The organism is Citrobacter sp. RHBSTW-00944, from assembly GCF_013615435.1.
Taxonomy (GTDB): domain Bacteria; phylum Pseudomonadota; class Gammaproteobacteria; order Enterobacterales; family Enterobacteriaceae; genus Citrobacter; species Citrobacter braakii.
In genome coordinates this window covers 4,728,650-4,751,149 of record NZ_CP055418.1, presented here as the reverse complement: position 1 = coordinate 4,751,149, position 22,500 = coordinate 4,728,650, and the positions used below count along the sequence as shown (strand labels likewise).

24 protein-coding genes and 3 pseudogenes are annotated in these 22,500 nt (G+C 49.9%); 14 read left to right on the top strand and 13 right to left on the bottom strand.

Going from position 1 to position 22,500, the window contains the following annotated elements; all coding sequences use genetic code 11:
* Positions 1 to 241: 241 nt before the first annotated feature.
* Positions 242 to 1,345, top strand: a complete 1,104-nt coding sequence (gene livJ, locus HV334_RS23115) for a branched chain amino acid ABC transporter substrate-binding protein LivJ (protein ID WP_101700395.1) — start codon at positions 242 to 244, stop codon at positions 1,343 to 1,345.
* A gap of 157 nt (positions 1,346 to 1,502) precedes the next feature.
* Here livJ and panM read toward each other — a convergent pair whose 3' ends face one another.
* Positions 1,503 to 1,886: an aspartate 1-decarboxylase autocleavage activator PanM gene (panM, locus tag HV334_RS23110; protein ID WP_016154837.1), complete on the bottom strand. Its 384-nt coding sequence runs from the start codon at positions 1,884 to 1,886 to the stop codon at positions 1,503 to 1,505.
* Positions 1,887 to 2,310: 424 nt separating this feature from the next.
* On the opposite strand from panM, the gene livK reads away from it, so the two are divergent.
* From livK to ugpQ, 11 genes are all read left to right on the top strand, one after another.
* Positions 2,311 to 3,420, top strand: coding sequence for a high-affinity branched-chain amino acid ABC transporter substrate-binding protein LivK (gene livK / locus HV334_RS23105; protein WP_047501423.1), 1,110 nt, complete (start codon positions 2,311 to 2,313; stop codon positions 3,418 to 3,420).
* 61 nt (positions 3,421 to 3,481) lie between these two features.
* Positions 3,482 to 4,408, top strand: a complete 927-nt coding sequence (gene livH / locus HV334_RS23100) for a high-affinity branched-chain amino acid ABC transporter permease LivH (RefSeq protein ID WP_003023435.1) — start codon at positions 3,482 to 3,484, stop codon at positions 4,406 to 4,408.
* Positions 4,405 to 5,682 (top strand): branched chain amino acid ABC transporter permease LivM, encoded by a 1,278-nt coding sequence (livM, locus tag HV334_RS23095; RefSeq protein WP_016154835.1) that lies wholly within the window; start codon positions 4,405 to 4,407, stop codon positions 5,680 to 5,682. The genes livH and livM overlap by 4 nt, the downstream gene beginning before the upstream one ends.
* On the top strand, positions 5,679 to 6,446 hold the full coding sequence (livG, locus tag HV334_RS23090) for a high-affinity branched-chain amino acid ABC transporter ATP-binding protein LivG (RefSeq protein ID WP_003023438.1): 768 nt from the start codon (positions 5,679 to 5,681) through the stop codon (positions 6,444 to 6,446). The genes livM and livG overlap by 4 nt, the downstream gene beginning before the upstream one ends.
* A 17-nt stretch (positions 6,447 to 6,463) precedes the next feature.
* Complete coding sequence (gene livF / locus HV334_RS23085; RefSeq protein ID WP_181221940.1) at positions 6,464 to 7,177, top strand: high-affinity branched-chain amino acid ABC transporter ATP-binding protein LivF; 714 nt, start codon at positions 6,464 to 6,466, stop codon at positions 7,175 to 7,177.
* Positions 7,178 to 7,278: 101 nt separating this feature from the next.
* The gene (locus HV334_RS23080; protein ID WP_181220945.1) at positions 7,279 to 7,560 is read left to right on the top strand and encodes a hypothetical protein; all 282 of its coding nucleotides are present in this window, start codon (positions 7,279 to 7,281) and stop codon (positions 7,558 to 7,560) included.
* 248 nt (positions 7,561 to 7,808) lie between these two features.
* Entirely contained in the window at positions 7,809 to 9,125 is a 1,317-nt protein-coding gene (gene ugpB, locus HV334_RS23075; RefSeq protein ID WP_016154831.1) for a sn-glycerol-3-phosphate ABC transporter substrate-binding protein UgpB, read from the top strand.
* 112 nt (positions 9,126 to 9,237) lie between these two features.
* Positions 9,238 to 10,125 carry a sn-glycerol-3-phosphate ABC transporter permease UgpA gene (gene ugpA, locus HV334_RS23070; RefSeq protein WP_016154830.1) on the top strand — a complete coding sequence of 296 codons (888 nt, stop codon included), beginning with the start codon at positions 9,238 to 9,240 and terminating at the stop codon, positions 10,123 to 10,125.
* Complete coding sequence (gene ugpE / locus HV334_RS23065) at positions 10,122 to 10,967, top strand: sn-glycerol-3-phosphate ABC transporter permease UgpE (protein ID WP_003023450.1); 846 nt, start codon at positions 10,122 to 10,124, stop codon at positions 10,965 to 10,967. Before ugpA ends, ugpE begins: the two co-directional genes overlap by 4 nt.
* A 2-nt stretch (positions 10,968 to 10,969) precedes the next feature.
* The gene (locus HV334_RS23060) at positions 10,970 to 12,040 is read left to right on the top strand and encodes a sn-glycerol-3-phosphate import ATP-binding protein UgpC (RefSeq protein WP_016154829.1); all 1,071 of its coding nucleotides are present in this window, start codon (positions 10,970 to 10,972) and stop codon (positions 12,038 to 12,040) included.
* Positions 12,037 to 12,780 carry a glycerophosphodiester phosphodiesterase gene (gene ugpQ, locus HV334_RS23055; RefSeq protein ID WP_181220944.1) on the top strand — a complete coding sequence of 248 codons (744 nt, stop codon included), beginning with the start codon at positions 12,037 to 12,039 and terminating at the stop codon, positions 12,778 to 12,780. The genes HV334_RS23060 and ugpQ overlap by 4 nt, the downstream gene beginning before the upstream one ends.
* On the opposite strand, the gene HV334_RS23050 is transcribed toward ugpQ, so the two are convergent.
* Positions 12,777 to 13,217 (bottom strand): DUF2756 family protein, encoded by a 441-nt coding sequence (locus HV334_RS23050; protein WP_016157658.1) that lies wholly within the window; start codon positions 13,215 to 13,217, stop codon positions 12,777 to 12,779. The two genes, ugpQ and HV334_RS23050, sit on opposite strands and share 4 nt — an antisense overlap.
* A 118-nt stretch (positions 13,218 to 13,335) precedes the next feature.
* On the opposite strand from HV334_RS23050, the gene ggt reads away from it, so the two are divergent.
* Positions 13,336 to 15,081: a gamma-glutamyltransferase gene (ggt, locus tag HV334_RS23045; RefSeq protein ID WP_181220943.1), complete on the top strand. Its 1,746-nt coding sequence runs from the start codon at positions 13,336 to 13,338 to the stop codon at positions 15,079 to 15,081.
* Between the two features lie 62 nt (positions 15,082 to 15,143).
* Here ggt and HV334_RS25415 read toward each other — a convergent pair.
* The 3 genes and pseudogenes from HV334_RS25415 to tssD (HV334_RS23035) all read right to left on the bottom strand — a co-directional run bounded on the left by HV334_RS25415 (position 15,144) and on the right by tssD (HV334_RS23035) (position 17,166).
* Positions 15,144 to 15,397: pseudogene (locus HV334_RS25415) on the bottom strand (MarR family transcriptional regulator).
* Positions 15,398 to 15,494: 97 nt separating this feature from the next.
* Positions 15,495 to 15,989 carry a YrhA family protein gene (locus HV334_RS23040; protein ID WP_181220942.1) on the bottom strand — a complete coding sequence of 165 codons (495 nt, stop codon included), beginning with the start codon at positions 15,987 to 15,989 and terminating at the stop codon, positions 15,495 to 15,497.
* 21 nt (positions 15,990 to 16,010) lie between these two features.
* Positions 16,011 to 17,166, bottom strand: a pseudogene (gene tssD / locus HV334_RS23035) (type VI secretion system tube protein TssD).
* A gap of 372 nt (positions 17,167 to 17,538) precedes the next feature.
* Between tssD (HV334_RS23035) and HV334_RS23030 the strand changes: the two are divergent.
* Positions 17,539 to 17,762: pseudogene (locus HV334_RS23030) on the top strand (gamma-glutamyltransferase); the annotation flags it as partial.
* A gap of 61 nt (positions 17,763 to 17,823) precedes the next feature.
* Here HV334_RS23030 and HV334_RS23025 read toward each other — a convergent pair.
* The 8 genes from HV334_RS23025 to yhhY all read right to left on the bottom strand — a co-directional run bounded on the left by HV334_RS23025 (position 17,824) and on the right by yhhY (position 22,128).
* On the bottom strand, positions 17,824 to 18,060 hold the full coding sequence (locus tag HV334_RS23025; protein ID WP_181220941.1) for a MarR family transcriptional regulator: 237 nt from the start codon (positions 18,058 to 18,060) through the stop codon (positions 17,824 to 17,826).
* A 22-nt stretch (positions 18,061 to 18,082) separates the two neighbouring features.
* Positions 18,083 to 18,361 (bottom strand): YrhB domain-containing protein, encoded by a 279-nt coding sequence (locus tag HV334_RS23020; RefSeq protein WP_181220940.1) that lies wholly within the window; start codon positions 18,359 to 18,361, stop codon positions 18,083 to 18,085.
* A 41-nt stretch (positions 18,362 to 18,402) separates the two neighbouring features.
* A complete protein-coding gene (locus HV334_RS23015; RefSeq protein WP_181220939.1) occupies positions 18,403 to 18,660 on the bottom strand; it encodes a hypothetical protein in 258 nt (85 codons plus the stop codon).
* A 114-nt stretch (positions 18,661 to 18,774) separates the two neighbouring features.
* On the bottom strand, positions 18,775 to 19,029 hold the full coding sequence (locus HV334_RS23010; protein WP_181220938.1) for a MarR family transcriptional regulator: 255 nt from the start codon (positions 19,027 to 19,029) through the stop codon (positions 18,775 to 18,777).
* A 58-nt stretch (positions 19,030 to 19,087) separates the two neighbouring features.
* Positions 19,088 to 19,342 carry a hypothetical protein gene (locus HV334_RS23005; protein ID WP_047408126.1) on the bottom strand — a complete coding sequence of 85 codons (255 nt, stop codon included), beginning with the start codon at positions 19,340 to 19,342 and terminating at the stop codon, positions 19,088 to 19,090.
* Entirely contained in the window at positions 19,326 to 20,438 is a 1,113-nt protein-coding gene (gene tssD, locus HV334_RS25410) for a type VI secretion system tube protein TssD (protein ID WP_249415040.1), read from the bottom strand. The genes HV334_RS23005 and tssD (HV334_RS25410) overlap by 17 nt, the downstream gene beginning before the upstream one ends.
* Positions 20,439 to 20,709: 271 nt before the next feature.
* A complete protein-coding gene (locus HV334_RS22995; protein ID WP_181220937.1) occupies positions 20,710 to 21,594 on the bottom strand; it encodes a hypothetical protein in 885 nt (294 codons plus the stop codon).
* Positions 21,595 to 21,639: 45 nt separating this feature from the next.
* On the bottom strand, positions 21,640 to 22,128 hold the full coding sequence (gene yhhY / locus HV334_RS22990; RefSeq protein WP_101700390.1) for an N-acetyltransferase: 489 nt from the start codon (positions 22,126 to 22,128) through the stop codon (positions 21,640 to 21,642).
* Between the last annotated feature and the right edge of the window lie 372 nt (positions 22,129 to 22,500).

Sequence of the window (22,500 nt, the reverse complement as noted above, 5' to 3'; positions counted from 1 at the left end):
GGTCATATTATGGAGATGAATTGATATTTATAGTTTTGTCACCTATATGTTATGTCATCGCAAAAATTCACGTTTCAAATCCATAAAAATGGGGTATGTTTTAGCAGAGTATGCTGAAAATGCACGGTCAGCATGCCTAAATATCAATGTCTTATACTTGGTGTGACGCCAATATCAGAATAATGTGCTAAATAACAACATCACAACAAATGCAACAACCATAACAATGAGGAACCTCAGGATGAAAATGAAGGGTAAAGCGTTACTGGCAGGATGTATTGCACTCGCATTCAGCAACATGGCATTAGCAGAAGATATTAAAATTGCTGTTGTGGGGGCGATGTCTGGCCCGGTAGCGCAGTATGGCGATCAGGAATTTACCGGCGCAGAGCAGGCAATTGCGGATATCAACGCCAAGGGCGGCGTGAAAGGCGACAAACTGGTCATGGTGAAATATGACGATGCCTGTGACCCGAAACAAGCGGTAGCGGTTGCGAACAAAGTGGTCAACGACGGGATTAAATACGTAATCGGTCACCTGTGCTCTTCTTCCACTCAGCCTGCGTCAGACATCTATGAAGACGAAGGCATTCTGATGATCACTCCAGCGGCAACGGCGCCGGAGCTGACCGCGCGCGGCTATAGCCTGGTAATGCGTACCACTGGTCTGGATTCCGATCAGGGCCCAACGGCCGCCAAATATATCGTTGAAAAAGTGAAGCCGCAGCGCATCGCGATTATTCATGATAAGCAGCAGTACGGTGAAGGCCTGGCCCGCGCGGTGCAGGATGGCCTGAAAAAGGGTAACGCCAACGTGGTGTTCTTTGACGGGATCACCGCCGGGGAAAAAGATTTTTCTACGCTGGTAGCGCGTTTGAAGAAAGAGAACATCGATTTCGTTTACTACGGCGGTTACCACCCGGAAATGGGGCAAATCCTGCGCCAGGCACGCGCCGCGGGTCTGAAAACCCAGTTTATGGGGCCAGAAGGTGTAGCGAACGTGTCGCTGTCTAACATCGCCGGTGAATCAGCAGAAGGCTTACTGGTAACGAAACCGAAGAACTACGACCAGGTTCCGGCGAACAAACCGATTGTGGACGCCATCAAGGCCAAGAAACAGGATCCGAGTGGTGCATTCGTATGGACCACCTACGCCGCGCTGCAATCTTTGCAGGCCGGTCTGAACCAGTCTGATGATCCGGCTGAAATTGCCAAGTATCTGAAAGCAAACTCAGTGGAAACTGTGATGGGGCCGCTGTCATGGGATGCGAAGGGCGACCTGAAAGGCTTCGAATTCGGCGTGTTTGACTGGCATGCAAACGGGACGGCGACAGACGCCAAGTGATTTTCCCGGCGCCTTTCGTGCCGCAGGTGTGTTGGCTGCGTTATTCAACCCCGGTCACTTACTTATGTAAGCTCCGGGGATTTTATAACTTGCCGCCTGCCTGCAACACAAAATTCTTGGGAAAATACTCGTAATACAATTGGTTGGGGGCGGTTTTCTACCGTTTCTCCCAGCCATTTTCCTGGGCCGTAAATCCTAACACCTGCATAAATGCGGCCATCACGCTGCGGTCTTCAACGCCGACGTCGGCCATCCACCACGAACTCACGTCAGGGTTTTCCCGGATCACTTCTTCGATCAAATACTGCCCGACGCCGCGACGGCGGGTGATATCGCGCACGCGCAATGAATCCAGTGCGCCTTGTGTGCCGCTCAGGGTTACCCGCACGGCACCTAACAGACGCTCGTTAAAGCGTGCGGCGTAGATCCGGTGCGTTTCATCTACGCTTAATGATGAGGCGGAATATTCCGGCCAGATTTTGCCCAGATCAATCAGGTCCTGGTCGCTAAAGTTATCTAAACGAACGATGGTCAGCTTCATTAACAGCATGTCCAAATCACAAAAGATGGAATCAGTGTACCGAAATAATTCGCCCGGATGCTTTCTCTTTTTAATGCGATTAACCAGGTTAATAGTTTTGTAACAACGACAATGACAGATTGAAACAGTAGAGATTGAAAAACAGGCAGGATAATACCCTAGAATGCAGCATTTTATTCCGCTCTTTGTGCCGTTATTTTATGCTGACAAATGCACTTTTTTTTGTTTATCTATAGTGAAAAGCAGAATATTATCTTTTCTTAATCGACTGAAAAATAGAGATTTTAGCCGTAATTTGCTTAAAAAACTGCGCTAAACCATTAACGAGACTGGTAAAAATAGTGCAGTTCAAAAAAAGCACAGTCTGCTTTTTAACCACATAAATACAAAATATATACATCATCACGAATGGGGATTCAGGAAAATGAAACGGAATGCGAAAACAATCATCGCAGGGGTGATAGCACTGGCAATGTCACACGCGGTCATGGCGGAGGATATCAAGGTCGCTGTTGTCGGGGCGATGTCAGGTCCGGTCGCGCAGTGGGGTGATATGGAATTTAATGGCGCACGTCAGGCCATTAAAGATATCAATGCCAAAGGCGGGGTCAAAGGCGACAAACTGGTTGCCGTCGAATATGACGACGCCTGCGATCCGAAACAGGCCGTTGCGGTAGCGAACAAAATCGTCAATGACGGCATTCAGTACGTTATTGGTCATCTGTGCTCATCTTCCACGCAGCCCGCATCAGATATCTATGAAGACGAAGGCATTCTGATGATTTCCCCGGGCGCGACCAACCCGGAACTGACCCAGCGCGGTTACGCACACATTATGCGTACAGCGGGCCTGGACTCCTCTCAGGGGCCGACCGCCGCGAAATACATTCTGGAGAAGGTGAAGCCGCAACGCATCGCCATCATTCACGATAAACAGCAATACGGTGAAGGCCTGGCGCGTTCAGTGCAGGAGAGCCTGAAAGCGAGCAAAGCCAATATCGTCTTCTTTGACGGGATCACTGCCGGGGAAAAAGATTTTTCTGCGCTGATCGCCCGCCTGAAAAAAGAAAATATCGATTTTGTTTATTACGGCGGCTACTACCCGGAAATGGGACAAATGCTGCGCCAGGCTCGCTCCGTCGGGCTGAATACCCAGTTTATGGGACCTGAGGGCGTGGGCAATGCGTCGCTGTCTAATATTGCCGGTGATGCCGCTGAAGGCATGCTGGTGACCATGCCAAAACGCTATGACCAGGATCCTGCGAATAAAGCTATCGTCGATGCGCTCAAAGCTGACAAGAAAGATCCAACCGGGCCGTACGTGTGGATCACTTATGCAGCCGTCCAGTCATTGGCGACAGCAATGGATCGCAGCGGTAGTAAAGAGCCGTTGGAGCTGGTGAAAGATCTGAAAGCACACGGGGCTGACACCGTGATTGGGCCGCTGAAATGGGACGAAAAAGGCGATTTGAAGGGATTTGAGTTTGGTGTCTTCCAGTGGCACGCGGACGGATCATCGACCGTCGCGAAGTAATAGCTGAAGACGAGTTATCCCACCGCCCGTGCAAAACGGGCGGGTTAAGAAAGGTTACCTTATGTCCGAGCAGTTCCTCTATTTCTTGCAGCAGATGTTTAACGGCGTCACGCTGGGAAGCACCTACGCGCTGATCGCTATCGGTTACACGATGGTGTACGGCATTATCGGCATGATCAACTTCGCCCACGGCGAGGTGTATATGATCGGCAGCTATGTCTCCTTTATGATCATCGCTGCGCTAATGATGATGGGTATTGATTCCAGCTGGCTACTGGTCGCGGCGGGCTTTGTCGGCGCGATTGTGATTGCCAGCGCCTACGGCTGGAGCATTGAACGCGTAGCGTATCGGCCCGTGCGCAGCTCTAAGCGCCTGATCGCGCTGATTTCCGCTATCGGGATGTCCATCTTCTTGCAAAACTACGTCAGCCTGACGGAAGGTTCGCGCGATGTGGCGTTGCCCAGCCTGTTTAACGGCCAGTGGACCGTCGGCAGTAGCGAAAACTTCTCTGCTTCCATCACCACCATGCAGCTGGTTATCTGGATTGTAACCTTCCTGGCGATGCTGGCGCTGACGCTGTTTATCCGTTACTCCCGTATGGGCCGTGCCTGCCGTGCCTGCGCGGAAGACCTGAAAATGGCCAGCCTGCTCGGCATAAATACCGATCGCGTGATTGCACTGACCTTTGTGATTGGCGCGGCAATGGCGGCGGTAGCGGGCGTACTGCTCGGCCAGTTCTACGGCGTAATTAACCCCTATATCGGCTTTATGGCCGGGATGAAAGCCTTTACCGCGGCGGTACTGGGCGGCATCGGCAGCATTCCTGGGGCGATGATCGGCGGCCTGATTCTGGGGGTCGCGGAAGCGCTCTCCTCTGCTTATCTGAGTACCGAATACAAAGACGTGGTTTCATTCGCGTTGCTGATTCTGGTGCTGCTGGTGATGCCGACCGGTATTCTGGGTCGCCCGGAGGTAGAGAAAGTATGAAACCGATGCATTTTGCAATGGCGCTGCTCTCTGCCGCTATGTTCTTCATCCTGGCGGGCGTCTTTATGGGTGTCCAGTTGGAGCTTGACGGCACCAAACTGGTGGTGGATACCGCCGCGGATATCCGCTGGCAGTGGGTGTTTATCGGCACTGGCGTGGTTTTTCTCTTCCAACTGTTGCGTCCAGCTTTCCAGAAGGGCTTGAAGAGCGTCTCCGGACCGAAGTTTATTCTGCCGGCGATTGATGGCTCCACCGTTAAACAGAAGCTGTTCCTGGTGGCGCTGCTGGTGATTGCCGTGGCGTGGCCGTTTATGGTGTCGCGCGGTACGGTTGATATTGCCACGCTGACGATGATTTATATCATCCTCGGCCTCGGCTTAAACGTGGTGGTGGGGCTTTCCGGTCTGCTGGTGCTGGGCTACGGCGGCTTCTATGCCATCGGTGCTTACACCTTCGCGCTGCTGAACCACTATTACGGACTCGGCTTCTGGACCTGTCTGCCGCTGGCGGGGCTGGTTTCCGCTGCTGCGGGCTTTATGCTCGGCTTCCCGGTACTGCGCCTGCGCGGTGACTATCTGGCGATTGTGACTTTAGGCTTCGGCGAAATCGTCCGTATCCTGCTGCTCAACAACACCGAAGTGACCGGTGGCCCGAACGGTATCAGCCAGATCCCGAAACCGACCTTTTTCGGTCTGGAGTTCAGCCGTACTGCCCGTGAAGGTGGCTGGGATACCTTCAGCAACTTCTTTAACGTGAAGTACGATCCCTCTGACCGCGTTATTTTCCTTTATCTGGTGGCGCTGCTGCTGGTGGTCTTCTCGCTGTTTGTCATCAACCGTCTGCTGCGTATGCCGTTGGGTCGTGCGTGGGAAGCGCTGCGCGAAGATGAAATTGCCTGTCGCTCGTTGGGCTTAAACCCTACGCGTATCAAGCTGACCGCTTTTACCATCAGCGCCGCGTTTGCCGGTTTTGCCGGTACGTTGTTTGCCGCGCGTCAGGGTTTTGTCAGCCCGGAATCCTTCACCTTTGCCGAGTCGGCCTTTGTGCTGGCGATTGTGGTACTGGGCGGAATGGGCTCACAGTTCGCAGTGATCCTCGCGGCCATCCTGCTGGTGGTGTCACGCGAGCTGATGCGTGATTTCAATGAATACAGCATGTTAATGCTGGGTGGTTTAATGGTACTGATGATGATCTGGCGTCCGCAGGGCTTGTTGCCGATGACCCGTCCGCAGTTGAAGCTGAAAAACGGGGAAGCAAAAGGAGAGCAGGCATGAGTCAGCCATTATTATCCGTCAACGGCCTGATGATGCGCTTCGGCGGTCTGCTGGCGGTAAACAACGTTGAACTGGAGCTGAGACCACAGGAGATCGTCTCGTTAATCGGGCCAAACGGCGCGGGAAAAACCACGGTCTTTAACTGTCTGACCGGTTTTTATAAGCCGACGGGTGGGACGATTAAACTGCGCGACCAGCATCTGGAAGGGCTGCCGGGTCAGCAAATTGCGCGGATGGGTGTGGTGCGTACTTTCCAGCACGTGCGTCTGTTTCGCGAAATGACGGTGATTGAAAACCTGCTGGTGGCGCAACATCAGCAGCTGAAAACCGGCGTCTTCTCCGGCCTGTTGAAAACCCCGTCGTTCCGTCGCGCGCAGAGTGAAGCGTTGGATCGCGCCGCCACCTGGCTGGAGCGTATTGGTTTGCTGGAGCACGCCAACCGTCAGGCCAGTAACCTGGCCTACGGCGACCAGCGCCGTCTGGAGATTGCACGTTGCATGGTGACCCAGCCGGAAATCCTGATGCTCGACGAACCCGCCGCAGGCCTCAACCCGAAAGAGACCAAAGAGCTGGACGAGCTGATTGCTGAACTGCGTAACCATCACAACACCACTATTTTGTTGATTGAGCACGACATGAAGCTGGTGATGGGTATTTCCGACCGTATTTACGTGGTGAATCAGGGCACGCCGCTGGCGAACGGGACGCCGGAACAGATTCGTAACAACCCGGACGTGATCCGCGCCTATTTAGGTGAAGCATAATGGTGGTGACGCATAATATGGAAAAAGTCATGTTGTCCTTTGACAAAGTCAGCGCCCACTACGGCAAGATACAGGCGCTGCACGACGTCAGCTTGTATATCAATCAGGGTGAAATCGTGACGCTTATCGGCGCCAACGGCGCGGGAAAAACCACGCTGCTTGGTACGCTGTGCGGCGATCCGCGAGCGACAAGTGGGCGAATTGTCTTTGATGGTAAAGACATTACCGACTGGCAGACGGCGAAAATCATGCGCGAAGCGGTAGCGATTGTTCCGGAAGGGCGTCGCGTGTTTTCCCGCATGACGGTGGAAGAGAACCTGGCGATGGGCGGCTTCTTTGCCGAAAAGGACCAGTTTCAGGAACGCATCAAGTGGGTGTATGGCCTGTTTCCCCGCCTGCATGAACGTCGAATTCAGCGTGCGGGCACGATGTCCGGCGGTGAACAGCAGATGCTGGCGATAGGCCGTGCGCTGATGAGTCAGCCGCGGCTGCTGCTGCTTGATGAGCCGTCGCTGGGTCTGGCGCCGATTATCATCCAGCAGATCTTCAACACCATCGAACAACTGCGCGAGCAGGGGATGACAATCTTCCTCGTCGAACAGAACGCTAACCAGGCGCTGAAGCTCGCCGATCGCGGCTACGTGCTGGAAAACGGTCATGTGGTGCTGGAAGACACCGGTGATGCGTTACTGGCTAACGAAGCAGTGCGCAGCGCGTATCTGGGCGGTTAACATTCTCTGAATTGACAAGGGGGCCTGATATGGCCCCTTTTTATTGCTCTATGTTATTATTGAGAATAGTTATCAATAATAAAAGTGAACATGGAGAAAGGATGATACGTTCCGGTATCTGCATGATGATTGGCGGTTTGTTTTTGACGCTTTCATCAAATACCCTGGCCTTAGCACCGCCTGCGTTCGACCCGCGCGACCCTTCAATCTGGGAAGAGAAACCGGACAACTCGTTGGCGCAGTCCAGCTCGCCTTGTGAAGTGGTCACCTCCTCTGTCTGCCCGGGCTGGGAAGATGAGAAATCGGATATTCAGCGCGAACGTGAGCGGCGGGAACAGCAGCGTTTACAGAATGAATATGAACGACGCTGGCGTAAAGATTAATGTTCCTTGCTGGCTGCAACAGATAACGTCATCCTGGCCGGGTAAGACATAGCGTTACCCGGCTTTGTTGTGCACCACCCCGCATTTTCCTGTCACTACGCTTTCACCGCCTTGCCATCTGTTTGTCGCCTTACTATCTTTTTTTTGTAATAAAAAAGTTATTTTTCTGTCATTCGAGCATGTCATGTTACCCCCGCGAGCATAAAACGCGTGATATCGCGCATCCGGCACAACAAGAGAGATAACCGATGATATCGTTACGACATACAGCTTTAGGACTGGCACTTAGCCTGGCGTTTGCAGGTCAGGCTCTGGCCGTCACTACTATCCCGTTCTGGCACTCAATGGAAGGTGAACTGGGTAAAGAAGTTGATTCACTGGCGCAACGTTTTAATGCCGCCAATCCCGACTACAAAATTGTTCCGCAGTACAAAGGCAACTACGAGCAGAGCCTGAGCGCAGGTATTGCGGCTTTCCGTACCGGAAACGCACCTGCGTTACTACAGGTTTATGAAGTGGGCACGGCAACGATGATGGCCTCGAAAGCCATTAAACCGGTCTATGAAGTATTCAAAGAGGCTGGTATTAACTTCGATGAGTCTCAGTTCGTGCCGACGGTTTCCGGTTATTACACCGACTCTAAAAGCGGACACTTACTCTCCCAGCCGTTTAACAGCTCCACGCCGGTGCTGTACTACAACAAAGATGCCTTCAAAAAAGCCGGTTTAGACCCTGAGCAGCCGCCAAAAACCTGGCAGGATCTGGCGGAATACACCGCGAAGCTGAAAGCAGCAGGCATGAAGTGCGGCTACGCCAGCGGCTGGCAGGGATGGATTCAGATTGAAAACTTCAGCGCCTGGAATGGTCTGCCGGTGGCTACCAAAAACAACGGCTTTGACGGTACTGACGCGGTGCTGGAATTCAATAAACCGGAACAGGTGAAACATATCGCCCTGCTGGAAGAGTTGAACAAAAAAGGGGATTTCAGCTACTTCGGGCGTAAAGACGAGTCTACCGAGAAGTTCTATAACGGGGATTGTGCCATTACCACCGCCTCTTCCGGTTCTCTGGCTGACATCCGCCACTACGCCAAATTCAACTATGGCGTCGGCATGATGCCGTACGATGCCGATGTGAAGGGCGCGCCGCAGAACGCGATTATCGGGGGAGCCAGCCTGTGGGTGATGCAGGGTAAAGACAAAGCAACCTACGAAGGCGTGGCGCAGTTCCTCAACTTCCTGGCGAAGCCTGAAATTGCTGCCGAATGGCACCAGAAGACCGGCTACCTGCCCATTACCACCGCCGCGTACGACTTGACCCGCGAGCAGGGCTTCTATGATAAGAACCCTGGGGCTGATATCGCCACCCGCCAGATGCTGAACAAGCCACCGTTGCCGTTCACCAAAGGGTTGCGTCTGGGCAACATGCCGCAGATCCGCACCATCGTAGATGAAGAACTGGAAAGCGTCTGGACCGGGAAGAAAACCCCGCAGCAGGCGCTGGATGCTGCCGTTGAGCGTGGCAATCAGTTACTGCGCCGCTTTGAGCAATCGACTAAATCGTAATGTGAAATGCCGGGTGGCGGCTGCGACTTACCCGGCCTACAAATGCGTGTAGTTTGTAGGCCGGATACGGTGTGTGCACCGCAATCTGGCACCTTCCAGGAAAAGAACCTACATGTCTTCATCCCGTCCGGTGTTCCGCTCGCGCTGGCTTCCCTATTTGCTGGTGGCCCCGCAGTTGGTTATCACCGTTATTTTCTTTATCTGGCCCGCCGGTGAAGCGCTGTGGTACTCACTACAATCCGTTGATCCGTTTGGTCTTTCTAGCCAGTTTGTCGGACTGGAAAACTTTATCGCGCTGTTTCATGACCCGTACTACCTTGATTCATTCTGGACCACCATTAAGTTCAGTACGTTAGTCACGGTAAGCGGTTTGCTGGTGTCGTTATTTTTTGCGGCGCTGGTAAATTACGTGGTGCGCGGCAGCCGTTTTTACCAGACGCTGATGCTGTTGCCTTACGCCGTTGCGCCCGCCGTCGCCGCCGTATTGTGGATCTTCCTGTTTAACCCAGGGCGCGGGCTGATTACCCATTTTCTCGGTGAGTTTGGCTATGACTGGAACCATGCGCAAAACAGCGGTCAGGCGATGTTTCTGGTGGTGTTTGCGTCGGTCTGGAAGCAGATTAGTTACAACTTCCTGTTCTTCTTTGCCGCACTACAGTCTATTCCGCGGTCGCTGATTGAAGCCGCCGCGATTGATGGTGCGGGACCGGTTCGCCGCTTCTTTAAGCTGGCGCTGCCGCTGATTGCACCGGTCAGCTTCTTTCTGCTGGTGGTGAATCTGGTTTATGCCTTCTTTGATACCTTCCCGGTGATCGATGCCGCCACGGCGGGTGGGCCGGTACAGGCGACCACTACGTTGATTTATAAGATCTATCGCGAAGGCTTTGTCGGGCTGGATCTCTCCGCCTCGGCCGCCCAATCGGTAGTGCTGATGTTCCTGGTCATTATTTTGACGGTGGTGCAGTTCCGCTATGTGGAAAGTAAGGTGCGTTACCAATGATTGAGAATCGTCGTGGGCTGACAATATTCAGCCATGCCATGTTGATTATGGGGATCATGGTGATCCTGTTTCCGCTGTACGTCGCGTTTGTCGCGGCGACGCTGGATAACAAAGCAGTCTTTGAAACGCCGATGACGCTGGTTCCCGGCACACAGCTGCTGGAAAACATGAAATACATCTGGGTCAACGGCGTGGGCGTTAACAGCGCGCCGTTCTGGCTGATGATGCTCAACAGTTTCATCATGGCGTTCAGTATTACGGTAGGGAAAATCACCGTCTCTATGCTCTCCGCATTCGCCATCGTCTGGTTCCGCTTTCCACTGCGTAACCTGTTCTTCTGGATGATTTTTATCACGCTGATGCTGCCGGTAGAGGTGCGTATTTTCCCGACGGTGGAAGTGATCGCCAACCTGAAAATGCTCGACAGCTATGCGGGTCTGACGCTGCCGTTAATGGCATCGGCGACTGCGACGTTCCTGTTCCGGCAGTTTTTTATGACCCTGCCGGATGAACTGGTTGAGGCGGCGCGTATTGACGGTGCGTCACCGATGCGTTTTTTCCGCGATATTGTACTACCGCTGTCAAAAACCAATCTGGCGGCGCTGTTTGTGATCACCTTTATCTACGGCTGGAACCAGTATTTGTGGCCGTTGTTAATTATTACCGATGTCAATTTGGGCACTGCGGTGGCAGGTATCAAAGGCATGATTGCTACTGGTGAAGGCACCACGCAGTGGAACCAGGTAATGGCAGCCATGCTGCTGACGCTCATCCCTCCGGTAATCATCGTGTTAGCCATGCAGCGTGCCTTCGTACGTGGCCTGGTCGATAGTGAGAAATAAAAATGGCTGGTTTAAAACTACAGGCAGTAACCAAAAGCTGGGACGGCAAAACCCAGGTGATTAAACCGCTGACGCTGGATGTCGCGGACGGAGAATTTATCGTGATGGTTGGCCCATCCGGCTGCGGTAAGTCAACGCTGCTACGGATGGTGGCCGGGCTTGAACGGGTGAGCGGCGGCGATATCTGGATTGATAATAAACGCGTCACCGAAATGGAGCCTAAGGATCGCGGCATTGCGATGGTCTTTCAGAACTACGCGCTCTACCCACATATGAGCGTGGAAGAAAATATGGCCTGGGGGCTGAAAATCCGTGGGATGGGCAAGGAGCATATTGCCGAACGGGTGAAAGAGGCGGCGCGTATTCTCGAGCTGGGTGAACTGCTCAAGCGTCGTCCGCGCGAGCTTTCCGGCGGTCAGCGCCAGCGTGTGGCGATGGGGCGGGCGATTGTCCGTGACCCAGCGGTATTCCTGTTTGATGAGCCGCTGTCTAACCTCGATGCCAAGCTGCGCGTACAGATGCGTCTGGAGTTACAACATCTGCATCGCCGACTGAAAACCACCTCACTGTATGTGACGCACGATCAGGTTGAAGCGATGACCCTCGCCCAGCGGGTGATGGTGATGAACAAAGGCATTGCCGAGCAGATCGGCACGCCGGTTGAGGTATATGAAAAGCCTGCCAGCCGCTTTGTGGCGAGTTTTATCGGCAGCCCGGCGATGAATCTGCTGGACGGGCGCATCAGCGCCTCGGGCACCCATTTTGAGCTGGATGACGGCATGACGTTGCCCCTCGGCAGAAGCGCGAGGGAGTCTGGTGGGCGTAACATGACGTTGGGTATCCGCCCGGAGCATATTGCGCTAAGCTCGCAGGCCGAAGGCGGCGTGCCGTTGGTCGTCGACACGCTGGAAATGCTGGGAGCGGATAACCTGGCACACGGACGTTGGGGTGAGCAAAAGCTGGTGGTGCGACTGGCGCATCAGCATCGCCCGACGGCAGGCAGCACGCTGTGGCTGCATCTGCCAGAAAATCATCTGCATCTTTTTGATGGCGAAACAGGACAACGCGTATGAGTAACTGGCCTTACCCCCATATCGTCGCCCATCGCGGCGGCGGTAAGCTGGCACCGGAAAACACCCTGGCGGCGATCGACATGGGGGCGCGATACGGGCATACCATGATTGAGTTTGACGCTAAATTGTCGAAAGACGGTGAGATCTTCTTGCTGCATGACGACAACCTGGAACGCACCAGCAATGGTTGGGGCGTGGCAGGCGAGCTGAACTGGCAGGATTTATTGCGCGTGGACGCCGGCGGCTGGTTTAGCGGTGAGTTTAAAGGCGAACCGCTACCGCTGCTCTCGCAAGTGGCCGAGCGCTGCCGTCAGCACGGTATGATGGCGAATATTGAAATTAAACCCACCACCGGCACCGGAACGTTAACCGGCAAAGCCGTAGCGCTGGCCGCTCGGGAACTGTGGGCGGGAATGACACCACCGCTGTTGTCATCCTTTGAAATTGACGCGCTTGAAGCGGCGCAGCAGGCGGCGCCTGAACTGCCGAGAGGCTTACTGCTTGATGAGTGGCGCGAGGACTGGCGTGAGCTGACAACGCGGCTGGGCTGCGTCTCTATTCATCTTAATCACAAGCTGCTGGATGAAGCGCGCGTGGATGCGCTGCGCGACGCAGGGCTGCGTATTCTGGTGTATACCGTCAACCGACCCCAGCGCGCGGCGGAACTGCTACGCTGGGGAGTGGACTGCATCTGTACCGATGCCATTGATACGATTGGTCCGGAATTCCAGCCCTGTTAAGGCCCAATTGTTTTTAACGGAACGTTAGGCTGCGGCGTGCTGGAGGGCTTCAGCATGTCGCCGTTCTTTTTCTCCGACAGCATATGTTGCTTATTCAGCGAGCTGTCCGGGTTACGGGTTCCACTTAACATCCCACCGTTGCTGTTGGGCAGCATTTGCTGCTGGCTGGAATTAAACTCGCCAGGCTGAGACTGAAGGACGCGCTGGGAGTTGGAATTGATTTGGTTTTCCATATGCTGTTGTTGCATACGCGTCTGCGTTTGCAACTGCTGATTGAGCATCCCTTTCTGCTGAATCTGCTGCGATTGCATTTGGGTTTGCATACGCTGCTGGCTCGGGATCTGATAACCGGGTTGATTCGGGTTATTCATGGTGTTGATGGGCTGTGCAAAGCCTGCAAACGGCAACAACATGGCTAAAAGTAAGAGTCGTTTCATCGCTTTTCTCCTCTCGGGGATCTCTTAAGTTTACTCCTTTCTCGCCGTTACGATGATTATTTCAGAGTTATGCACCAGGCTTAGTGGGGGCTGACCCCCATACATCTGGAGAATAACGATGATAAAACCGACGTTTTTACGCCGGGTAGCCATTGCTGCTCTGCTCTCAGGAAGTTGTTTTAGCGTTGCTGCCGCTCCGGCTGCACCGCCGCCGGTATCATACGGTGTTGAGGAGGATGTGTTCCATCCCGTGCGTGCGCAGCAGGGGATGGTGGCCTCCGTGGATGCGCTTGCCACTCAGGTGGGGGTGGATATTCTTAAACAGGGTGGGAATGCCGTCGATGCCGCCGTGGCCGTTGGCTACGCGCTGGCGGTGACGCATCCCCAGGCGGGCAATCTGGGCGGTGGCGGTTTTATGCTGCTGCGTACCAAAGACGGTAACACCACGGCGATTGATTTTCGCGAAATGGCCCCTGCTGGCGCGACCCGCGACATGTTCCTTGATGAGCAGGGCAACCCCGATGCGAAAAAGTCGCTGACGTCGCATCTGGCATCCGGTACGCCGGGTACCGTCGCGGGTTTCTCGCTGGCGCTGGAGAAATACGGCACGATGCCGCTGAACAAAGTGGTACGTCCGGCGATGAAGCTGGCGGAAGAGGGCTTTGTGGTTAATGACGCACTGGCCGACGATCTGAAAACCTATGGCAGTGAAGTGCTCCCTAATCACGAGAACAGCAAAGCCATTTTCTGGAAAGACGGCGAGCCACTGAAAAAAGGCGATAAGCTGGTGCAAAAGAACCTGGCGAAAAGCCTGGAAACGATTGCCGAAAGCGGCCCGGATGCGTTTTATAAAGGGGCTATTGCCGATCAGATCGCCGGGGAAATGCAGAAGAACGGCGGGCTGATGACCAAAGAGGACTTAGCCAGCTATAAAGCCGTGGAGCGTACGCCGATTAGCGGTGACTATCGCGGGTATCAGGTCTTCTCCATGCCGCCGCCCTCCTCTGGCGGTATTCACATCGTGCAGATCCTCAATATTCTTGAAAACTTTGATATGAAGAAAGACGGATTTGGCAGCGCCGACGCCATGCAGGTCATGGCTGAAGCGGAGAAGTATGCCTACGCTGACCGCTCGGAGTATCTGGGCGATCCCGATTTTGTGAAAGTGCCGTGGCAGGCATTGACCAACAAAGCCTATGCTAAAACGCTTGCCGATCAGATTGATATCAACAAGGCTAAGCCTTCCAGCCAGATTAAACCTGGCAAGCTCGCTCCGTATGAAAGCAATCAGACCACTCACTTCTCGGTGGTGGATAAAGACGGCAATGCCGTGGCGGTGACCTATACCCTGAATACCACCTTCGGGACCGGTATTGTGGCGGGTAACACTGGCATTCTGCTCAATAATGAAATGGACGACTTCTCTGCCAAGCCGGGCGTACCGAACGTATACGGTCTGGTAGGCGGCGATGCCAACGCGGTCGGACCGAAGAAGCGTCCGCTGTCATCTATGTCGCCGACTATCGTGGTAAAAGATGGGAAAACCTGGCTGGTTACCGGCAGCCCAGGCGGGAGTCGAATTATCACTACTGTGCTGCAAATGGTGGTCAACAGCATTGATTTCGGGATGAACGTCGCCGAAGCGACCAACGCACCGCGCTTCCATCATCAGTGGTTGCCGGATGAGCTTCGTATTGAGAAGGGCTTCAGCCCGGATACAATTAAGCTGCTGGAGCAAAAAGGACAGAAAGTGGCGCTGAAAGAAGCGATGGGCAGCACGCAGAGCATTATGGTTGGACCGGATGGCGCACTGTATGGCGCGTCCGACCCGCGTTCCGTGGATGATTTAACGGCGGGTTATTGAGGATAATGGCCCTCTTCGCTGGAAGAGGGCTTGTCGGTTCAACAGAATTATTCTTCACGTGGTTATGGTTCGTTATTGTTAGCATCTGTATTCTTTATTAGCCTGTACCCTTTTTCAGATACGCGATAGTAAGGCATGGACTTATGCCCGCTCGCTATCCTCGATATTTACCAATCCCTCGCTAGCCAATTTATTCACAATATTAACATCCCGGGATTCTTTTCATAGACAGCGTGCGATCCAGATTCATCCAGTTCCAGTTAATATCTTTTTCAGCCATAACTTTCAGTACGTTAAGCTCTGTTTCAGTTATCATAGTTAATCGTACACGAGTAAACTTAGCTTCGTGTTTTTTTTGCTTTTTGTTCTAAAATATTTAAAGGTATTTTTCTCATTATGCGCCCTTGTTTTTATTAGCGAACAGTGTCTAATATTTCATTTAAAAATTCAGTAAAGGATTTAAATGTTCCAAATATATTGTCAGTGCCGATGTTATCTCTAATTTCAAAAAGACAGGCTTTAGTATCATAGGTGAATAACGAAATACTATCATCACCAATGACTAATCGTTCTGCAAGATCAGGGTTTATATAGTCATCATTATTTCTATAAAATTCGTTCACTAGAAATAAGTTCTTAACTAAAGGTTCTGGTATTGAAAGACTGGAAATCCTTAATCCGTTATACTCAAAACCATCCATTGTTTCTAAGAATGTTAAATAATCAGGTTGACTAGTGAATAATATGTAGACTTCATCACCTAATTGTTCGAGTATCGGTGATGTTTCAGTTTTAGAGTTTCTTTTTTTGATGCTTTCAATAAATGAACTTTTTATGGCATCTTCTATAGGGTAAGCAAAGTTATCCATCATGATTTTTAATTCAACAAGGAGGTCTTCAATTTTCATTTTTTCTTTAATCCTGAAATATTACTTAAGTGGGTAAATTGAACCTGAAGGGATTGCCCAGAGTATTGTTTTGCTTTCGCCGGGTAACATTTTTCTTGTTGCATTGGATTGCATATTGGTAAATATTTTGTGATAGGGTTCATTCTTTGTTAGTACTAAATTATCAAAGTTATTTGTTCCTCCATCATCTAATGGTAATTTATGGTGAACACTATAGTTATGAGGAATATTCCCGTTACGCATTCTTAAAAAATTTTCCGAATTAAATTTATTTGCGTAAATAGGTTTTTTTGCAAGGTCAATTATGAATTTTTTCCTTATATTAATATCGAATTCCTTTCGTAGTGCTGCTGCTTCAATTGGGTTTCTTCGGGTGTAATTTATTTCTTTTACGATTACGCCAGAAAGTAATTTGGGTTCGCCTCTTAGTTTTCCAAGATAGATGGTAATTTCATGATAATAATCAAAACTAGAGCGTCTGGCTAACAACATTGAACCTGCTGCAAGTAACGCACCTGTCGTTTTTTCATTCAGGACTTGATCATATCCTTTAATCGCATCGCCCCCCAACTTTTCCGCCGTTTCCCTGAAGCCGTCGATATTCCCGTTGTAGATACCTCCGGCGGCAAAGTAGTCTGCCAACCCCTTTGCTGTTTAACGTTTTGAGGCTGTTATCTGTGGGTGTTTTGGGGCGGGGGATATACAAGCGGTTGTAGTTCTCGGGCAACGCCAGGTAGCTGAACTCTGTGTTGGCAACAAGATGTTTGCAGAGGATGTATTCATAGCTGATGGTTATTGTTTCTGTATCTAAATTATTTTCGCTGAACTGGTGTTTAATGCCTGATAAGAATGCTCCCCGCAGTTGAATATAATAATACTTCTCCCATCTGCCGAATCTATTGATGCGGTAGAAATAAAACTCCATATACAACTGCTCGTTGTTGTTAATAGCATTAACAAACAACGGTGTGCTTTTATCGATCAGCTTACAAAATCGCAGTCCGTGCAAATGAGAACCTTTGCCAGTACTGGTTATACTATTAGCGAGCGAAAAGGCAAAAATTTCTTCTTCGTGTCCGATTTGCCAGCGGTTACCCACGGATGCAATGGTTCCACATCCGTCAGAAATAGCGCCCTGCTGCTGCCCTGAAACCATCAGATAGACGATATCACTCATGACATCCTTATCCTTTTATTACTTGCTGTCATAAAAACGGTAAATTGCTTTTTGTTTTTATTACGCTTTCTGATGGCGTTCGTATATAGCAGAAATAAAACGTTTCACTTTAAGTGAATTTTCTGGAGGAAAATCTGAATATAAATAACGAAGGGGATAAGTTATTATCTGTTTTATAATATCCGGTTATTGATGGAGTTGGTTGATATCAATATGGCTAAATCTTCCGACCCGATTAAACTCGGCTAGTCTGTGCCATATGAAATCCCATCAGCGGCGACTATCGAGGGTATCAGATCTTCTCTATGCCATCCCTTCCTCAGGGGGGATTCATATTGTGCAGATCCTCAATTTCCTGGAAAACTTCGATATGAAGCAACCAGTGCACCTCGTTTCCATCACCAGTGGCTGCCGGATGAACTGCGCGTGGAAAAAGGCTTCAGCCCGGATACCCTGAAACTGCTGGAGCAGAAGGGACAGAAAGTCGTGCTGAAAGAGGGATTGGCAGCACCCAGAGCATCATGGTAGGGCCGGACGGCGCGCTGTATGGCGCGTCCGACCCGCGTTCTGTGGATGATTTAACGGCGAGGTATTAAGGATAATGGCCCTCTTCGGTTGAAGAGGGCTTGTTGTTCGTGCGCTGAGCCTCGATCAGAGTTATTTTTTCAGTAGCTTGTATCCTTGCTCAGCGACGCGGTAGTAAGGCATGGATTTATGTCCACTATCTTCAATATTTACCAATCCCTCACTGGCTAATTTATTGACAATATTAACGACATTGCTGAACCCAGGTATTCCTTTAAAGGACAGTGTGCGATCCAGATTCATCCAGTTCCAGTTAATATCTTTTTCTGCCATAACTTTCAATACGTTAAATTCAATTTCAGTTATCATAGTTAATCGTATCTGGGTAATCTTAGCTTCGAGTTGTTTTGCTCTCTTCGTAGTCTTGTAAATATTTCTCCAGCGGCCAGGCAGTACCTAAACCAACGATTTCACCGCTATCTTTATCGATGATGAATGGCGCGTTTCCTGCCAGACGGGCAGCGTTGTCTCCGGTTTCAAGGTATTCCCTGGACTCGAAGCAAAAAAACCAACCTTCTGCAAACCGTCCATGGAGTGTGATAACGACAGGAGCATCCGCATCGTAAAGATATTTATTGGCTTTGTTTATGGCGTCTTCGTAAGAGATCATTAGCATTCCCCTTATAGTGCATAACTTTATTATTTTGCTTTCTACTTTTTTCGCTCAAGCCCAACATACTCAACAAAACCCTCCCCTGAATAAATATTCATTCTTATTCTGAGGATGTCTATTGCATCTTTTGCACGTTCTTTAGGTATGAATAAAACAAAAACCCTGTCGTCGCCATCAATAATTGTTCCTAATGCCAATTGTGAAAATATATCTTCTGGCAATATATAATCACCTAATGTTTTCTTGCTTATTTTTTTTGCTTTTTGCTCTAAAATATCTAACGGTATTTTTTTCATTTTATGGTATCCATTCAGGGCTAATTAAATCGCCGTCAGGATGAATATGGCAGGACCATCGCCAACCCTTAGCGTTAAGCCTTCGCTTTAAATACAATTTTTATAGATTCTACATTAAAGCGGCTCTGACTGTTCTTTGAGAAAATTAAAACCATTTTCGGAAACCCTATAACGCTGTCTCGATTTGTCCTCATTATAGACAATATCAACTAATCCATTATTAACAAGACTGGTTACGATATTCGCAACATTACTAAACCCTGGGATTTTTCTCACAGCAAGAGTACGATCCAGAACCATCCAGTTCCAATCAATATCTTTTTCGGCCATAACTTTCAATAAGTTAATTTCTACTGTGGTTATTATCATACGTAACTAATTGAGTTTTATTTATTAATAACTGAAATCCTTAATCTTTTGTGTTGAATTAGATAATGCCTAATGATTCTGGAAGATTTATAACATATTCTGCTTTATCGCCTTTATATTTTTTTGATAAATCTCTAAATATATCAGCTATGTTGGCTCTATCTTCATAGTTTAAGGTTTGCAGTTCGGCAGCAATATCTTCCATTGCTTCTATAGCGCAGTCAGGATCAAGCAAATCAGGGCTCGAAAACTCTAAAAATATAGCCATGTCGACAATGATTTTGACTAATTTTACTTCACTGTTCTTTAACAATTTTCACCTCTATATTTTTGATTCCCAATTCATCGAACATCTTTTGTGCGCGATTTGCCTGAGTTTGATTAGGTACTTCCCAGCGTCCTGTCATTTTGTTATTTTCCAGTGCGTTGGACTGCCTTACTGCTTGATCTTTAGCTTTTTGAGTTGTGACTACAGATATCTTCCTGTCTATCATTATATTTCCATCAACTCCATCAAAGCGAACCGGCCTATTATTATTTTTTGTATCGGTTCTGTCTATGGTCGGTGCTTGACCTTTTTGAGTGTGAATATTGGAACGAGCACCAGTAGCTGAATCGTTATAATTTCTTGCTCTTTTACTCATACCTGCATTTTCATCAACCCATTTAACCTTATTTAATTCCTCTAACTGTTTTAGGTTGAGTTGCTTTCTTGCAAAGAGTATAGATGTAGTAGCAATACCCAGTCCAATTGTTTTTTCATTAAGCACCTGCTCGTAACCCGCAGGAGCATCACCCCCCAACTTTTCGGCCGTTTCCCTGAAACCGTCGATATTCCCGTTGTAGATTCCTCCAGCGGCAAGCAGTCTGCCAACCCCTTTGCTGTTTAACGTTTTGAGGCCGTTATCTACGGGTGTTTTTGGGCGGGGGATAAACAGGCGGTTATAGTTTTCGGGCAACGCCAGGTAGCTGAACTCAGTGTTGGCAATAAGATGTTTGCAGAGGATATATTCATAGCTGATGGTTATTGTTTCTGTATCTAAATTATTCTCGCTGAATTGGTGTTGAATGGCTGATAGAAATGCTCCCCGCAGTTGAATATAATAATATTTCTCCCATCTACCGAACCTATTGATGCGGTAGAAATAAAACTCCATATACAACTGCTCGTTGTTGTTAATAGCGTGTACAAACAATGGGGTGCTTTTATCTATCAGTTTGCAAAATTGCAGTCCGTGAAAATGTGAACCTCTGCCAGTACTGGTTATACTATTAGAGAGCGAAAAAGCAAAAATCTCGTCTTCGTGCCCTGATTGCCAGCGGTTACCCACGGATGCAACGGTTCCACATCCGTCAGAAATAGCACCCTGCTGTTGTCCAGAAACCATCAGATAGACGATATCACTCATGACATCCTTATCCTTTTATTACGTGTTGTCGTAAAAATGGTAATTTTTATCTTTGTTTTTTATTACGCTTTCTAATGTCGTTCGTATATAGCAGAAATAAAACGTTTCACTTTAAGTGAATTTTCTTGAGGGGAATCTGAATATAAATAATGTATGAGATAAGAATTTATACATTCAATAAGTTAGAGTTATTGATGGAGGGTTTGCTGATGTTAATTGACCCGTATCAATGGCCTACAGCGTTCTAAGCGTTGTAGGCCTGACTGGTTGGTTATGGCGCATATTGCTGCAGCGATTCAGACCAGCGGAATATTTGGCTGCTTTTATCCTGCAGGTTTACGCGCTCTAAATCATAAAACCCGTGCGTTTTTGCCGAACGCATTTTGAGGATATATTTACTTTCGCTGATGTCGTGCTGTCTTGTACCGTCTTTATTCCACTCTCCGGCGATGTCCGTATATTGATAAACAAGGTCGGAATACATGTTGATTATCCTGTTGTCTTTGATCGCATAGAGCTCCAGCACTTCATAAAATGCGCCGCCGCCGGAATACGCCTCAGAGTATCCACCGCGCACCCCAAACGCCAGCGTATCGGGTGCGATCCGGTACGGTGCCAGATCCAGTTTTGTATAATAGGCCAGCGGTCTGACGGACTCATCATCGCTCTCTTTTTCGGCGGTTTTATTCCACTCAGAGAGTTGGTTTAATGGTTTTTCCGAGCGTGCAATCGGCGTTAGCTGTTGGTTCTGCCAGGAAAAAACGCCGAGATATAATTTATTGGCGTGCCCGTTGCTGTAGTTTTCCGGACAGTTGTTATCCGCGTATTTCTTTGCCTGCCCGGCGTCGGCCGGATTGTCGGCGAAACAGGCGACACCGATATATTTGCCGTCTTTGCCCCAGGCTTTGGCACCCGTGAGGATCAGGTTGTCAGGATCTTCATTCGGCGCAACCCAGGCAATCCACGCGTTCTCAGATAATCCCTGTGGAAGCTCGCCAAATCCTTTGGCAGGGGTTGCTCCCGCCATTTGCTCAGCAAAAATCTGTTTACCTTCCGGGTGTTGAATGGCGCTGGGCACGGAATCGAGATTTTGTACGGTAGTGGCGAAAGCAGGGGAGAGTGCTGCCAGCAACACCAGGGGAAGGTACTTTTTCACTCTGCGTCCTTTCAATAAGAAGGGCGATAAGACTCGCCCTTAATTTTATTTCACGCGCGCCATAAAGTAGGCATCAACGTATTCACCGTTGCGCAGGCCGTATTTCTTACCTGTGCCTTCGATTTCAAAGCCGTATTTCTTATACACCGCCACGGCCGGCTCATTATCAACAAATACCGTTAGCTCAATACGCTCGACGCGCAGCCAGTTGTCGCACATGTCGATCATCGTGCGAATCAACGCGCTGGCAACGCCGCGATTGTGCCACCGTGCATCCACGCAGATACCAAAATCGGCCACGTGGCTGCGCCGCGGACGCTGGGCAACGTCGATGCACAAATGACCAACGACAATTTCATCAATGCAGGCGACCAGCTGTTTTATACCGGGTCGATCGGCTAGCCGCTCCTGCCACATCTCCACGGAAGGATGAGGAACCTGTAGCGTGTTGTGGTACACCTCCGGCTGGGCGTGGATCTGACGAATTGCGTCGTAATCTTTCGGTTCAGCGTGGCGTATCACTATCTCACTCATTCCTTATCTCCAGCAGGGTTAATTGTGTATTTACACTCGCTGAGAAAGAAAATTCCGTCAACTGCATTTTTTTGCAAAAAGAAGTAGACAAGTGCGAATGAGAATGATTATTATTGCTCTGCATTCAGGGGAACCCCTACGGAGAACCTGAAAGCACGACATTGCTCACATTGCTTCCAGTATTACTTTAGCCAGCTTTTGCTGGCTTTTTTTTTTGAGGTTTTGTGTCTGCCTAGCTTACTTGCCATTTCGTCCCCGGGAAGTGCTCGTGCTCCTCACGTACATTTAGTACGCTCCGGGCCCTGCGCGCTTGCCGTAAACAAACTGCCTGCGACGCCGACGGCCGATCCTGTCGCCCTGTGGTGCAGTTCA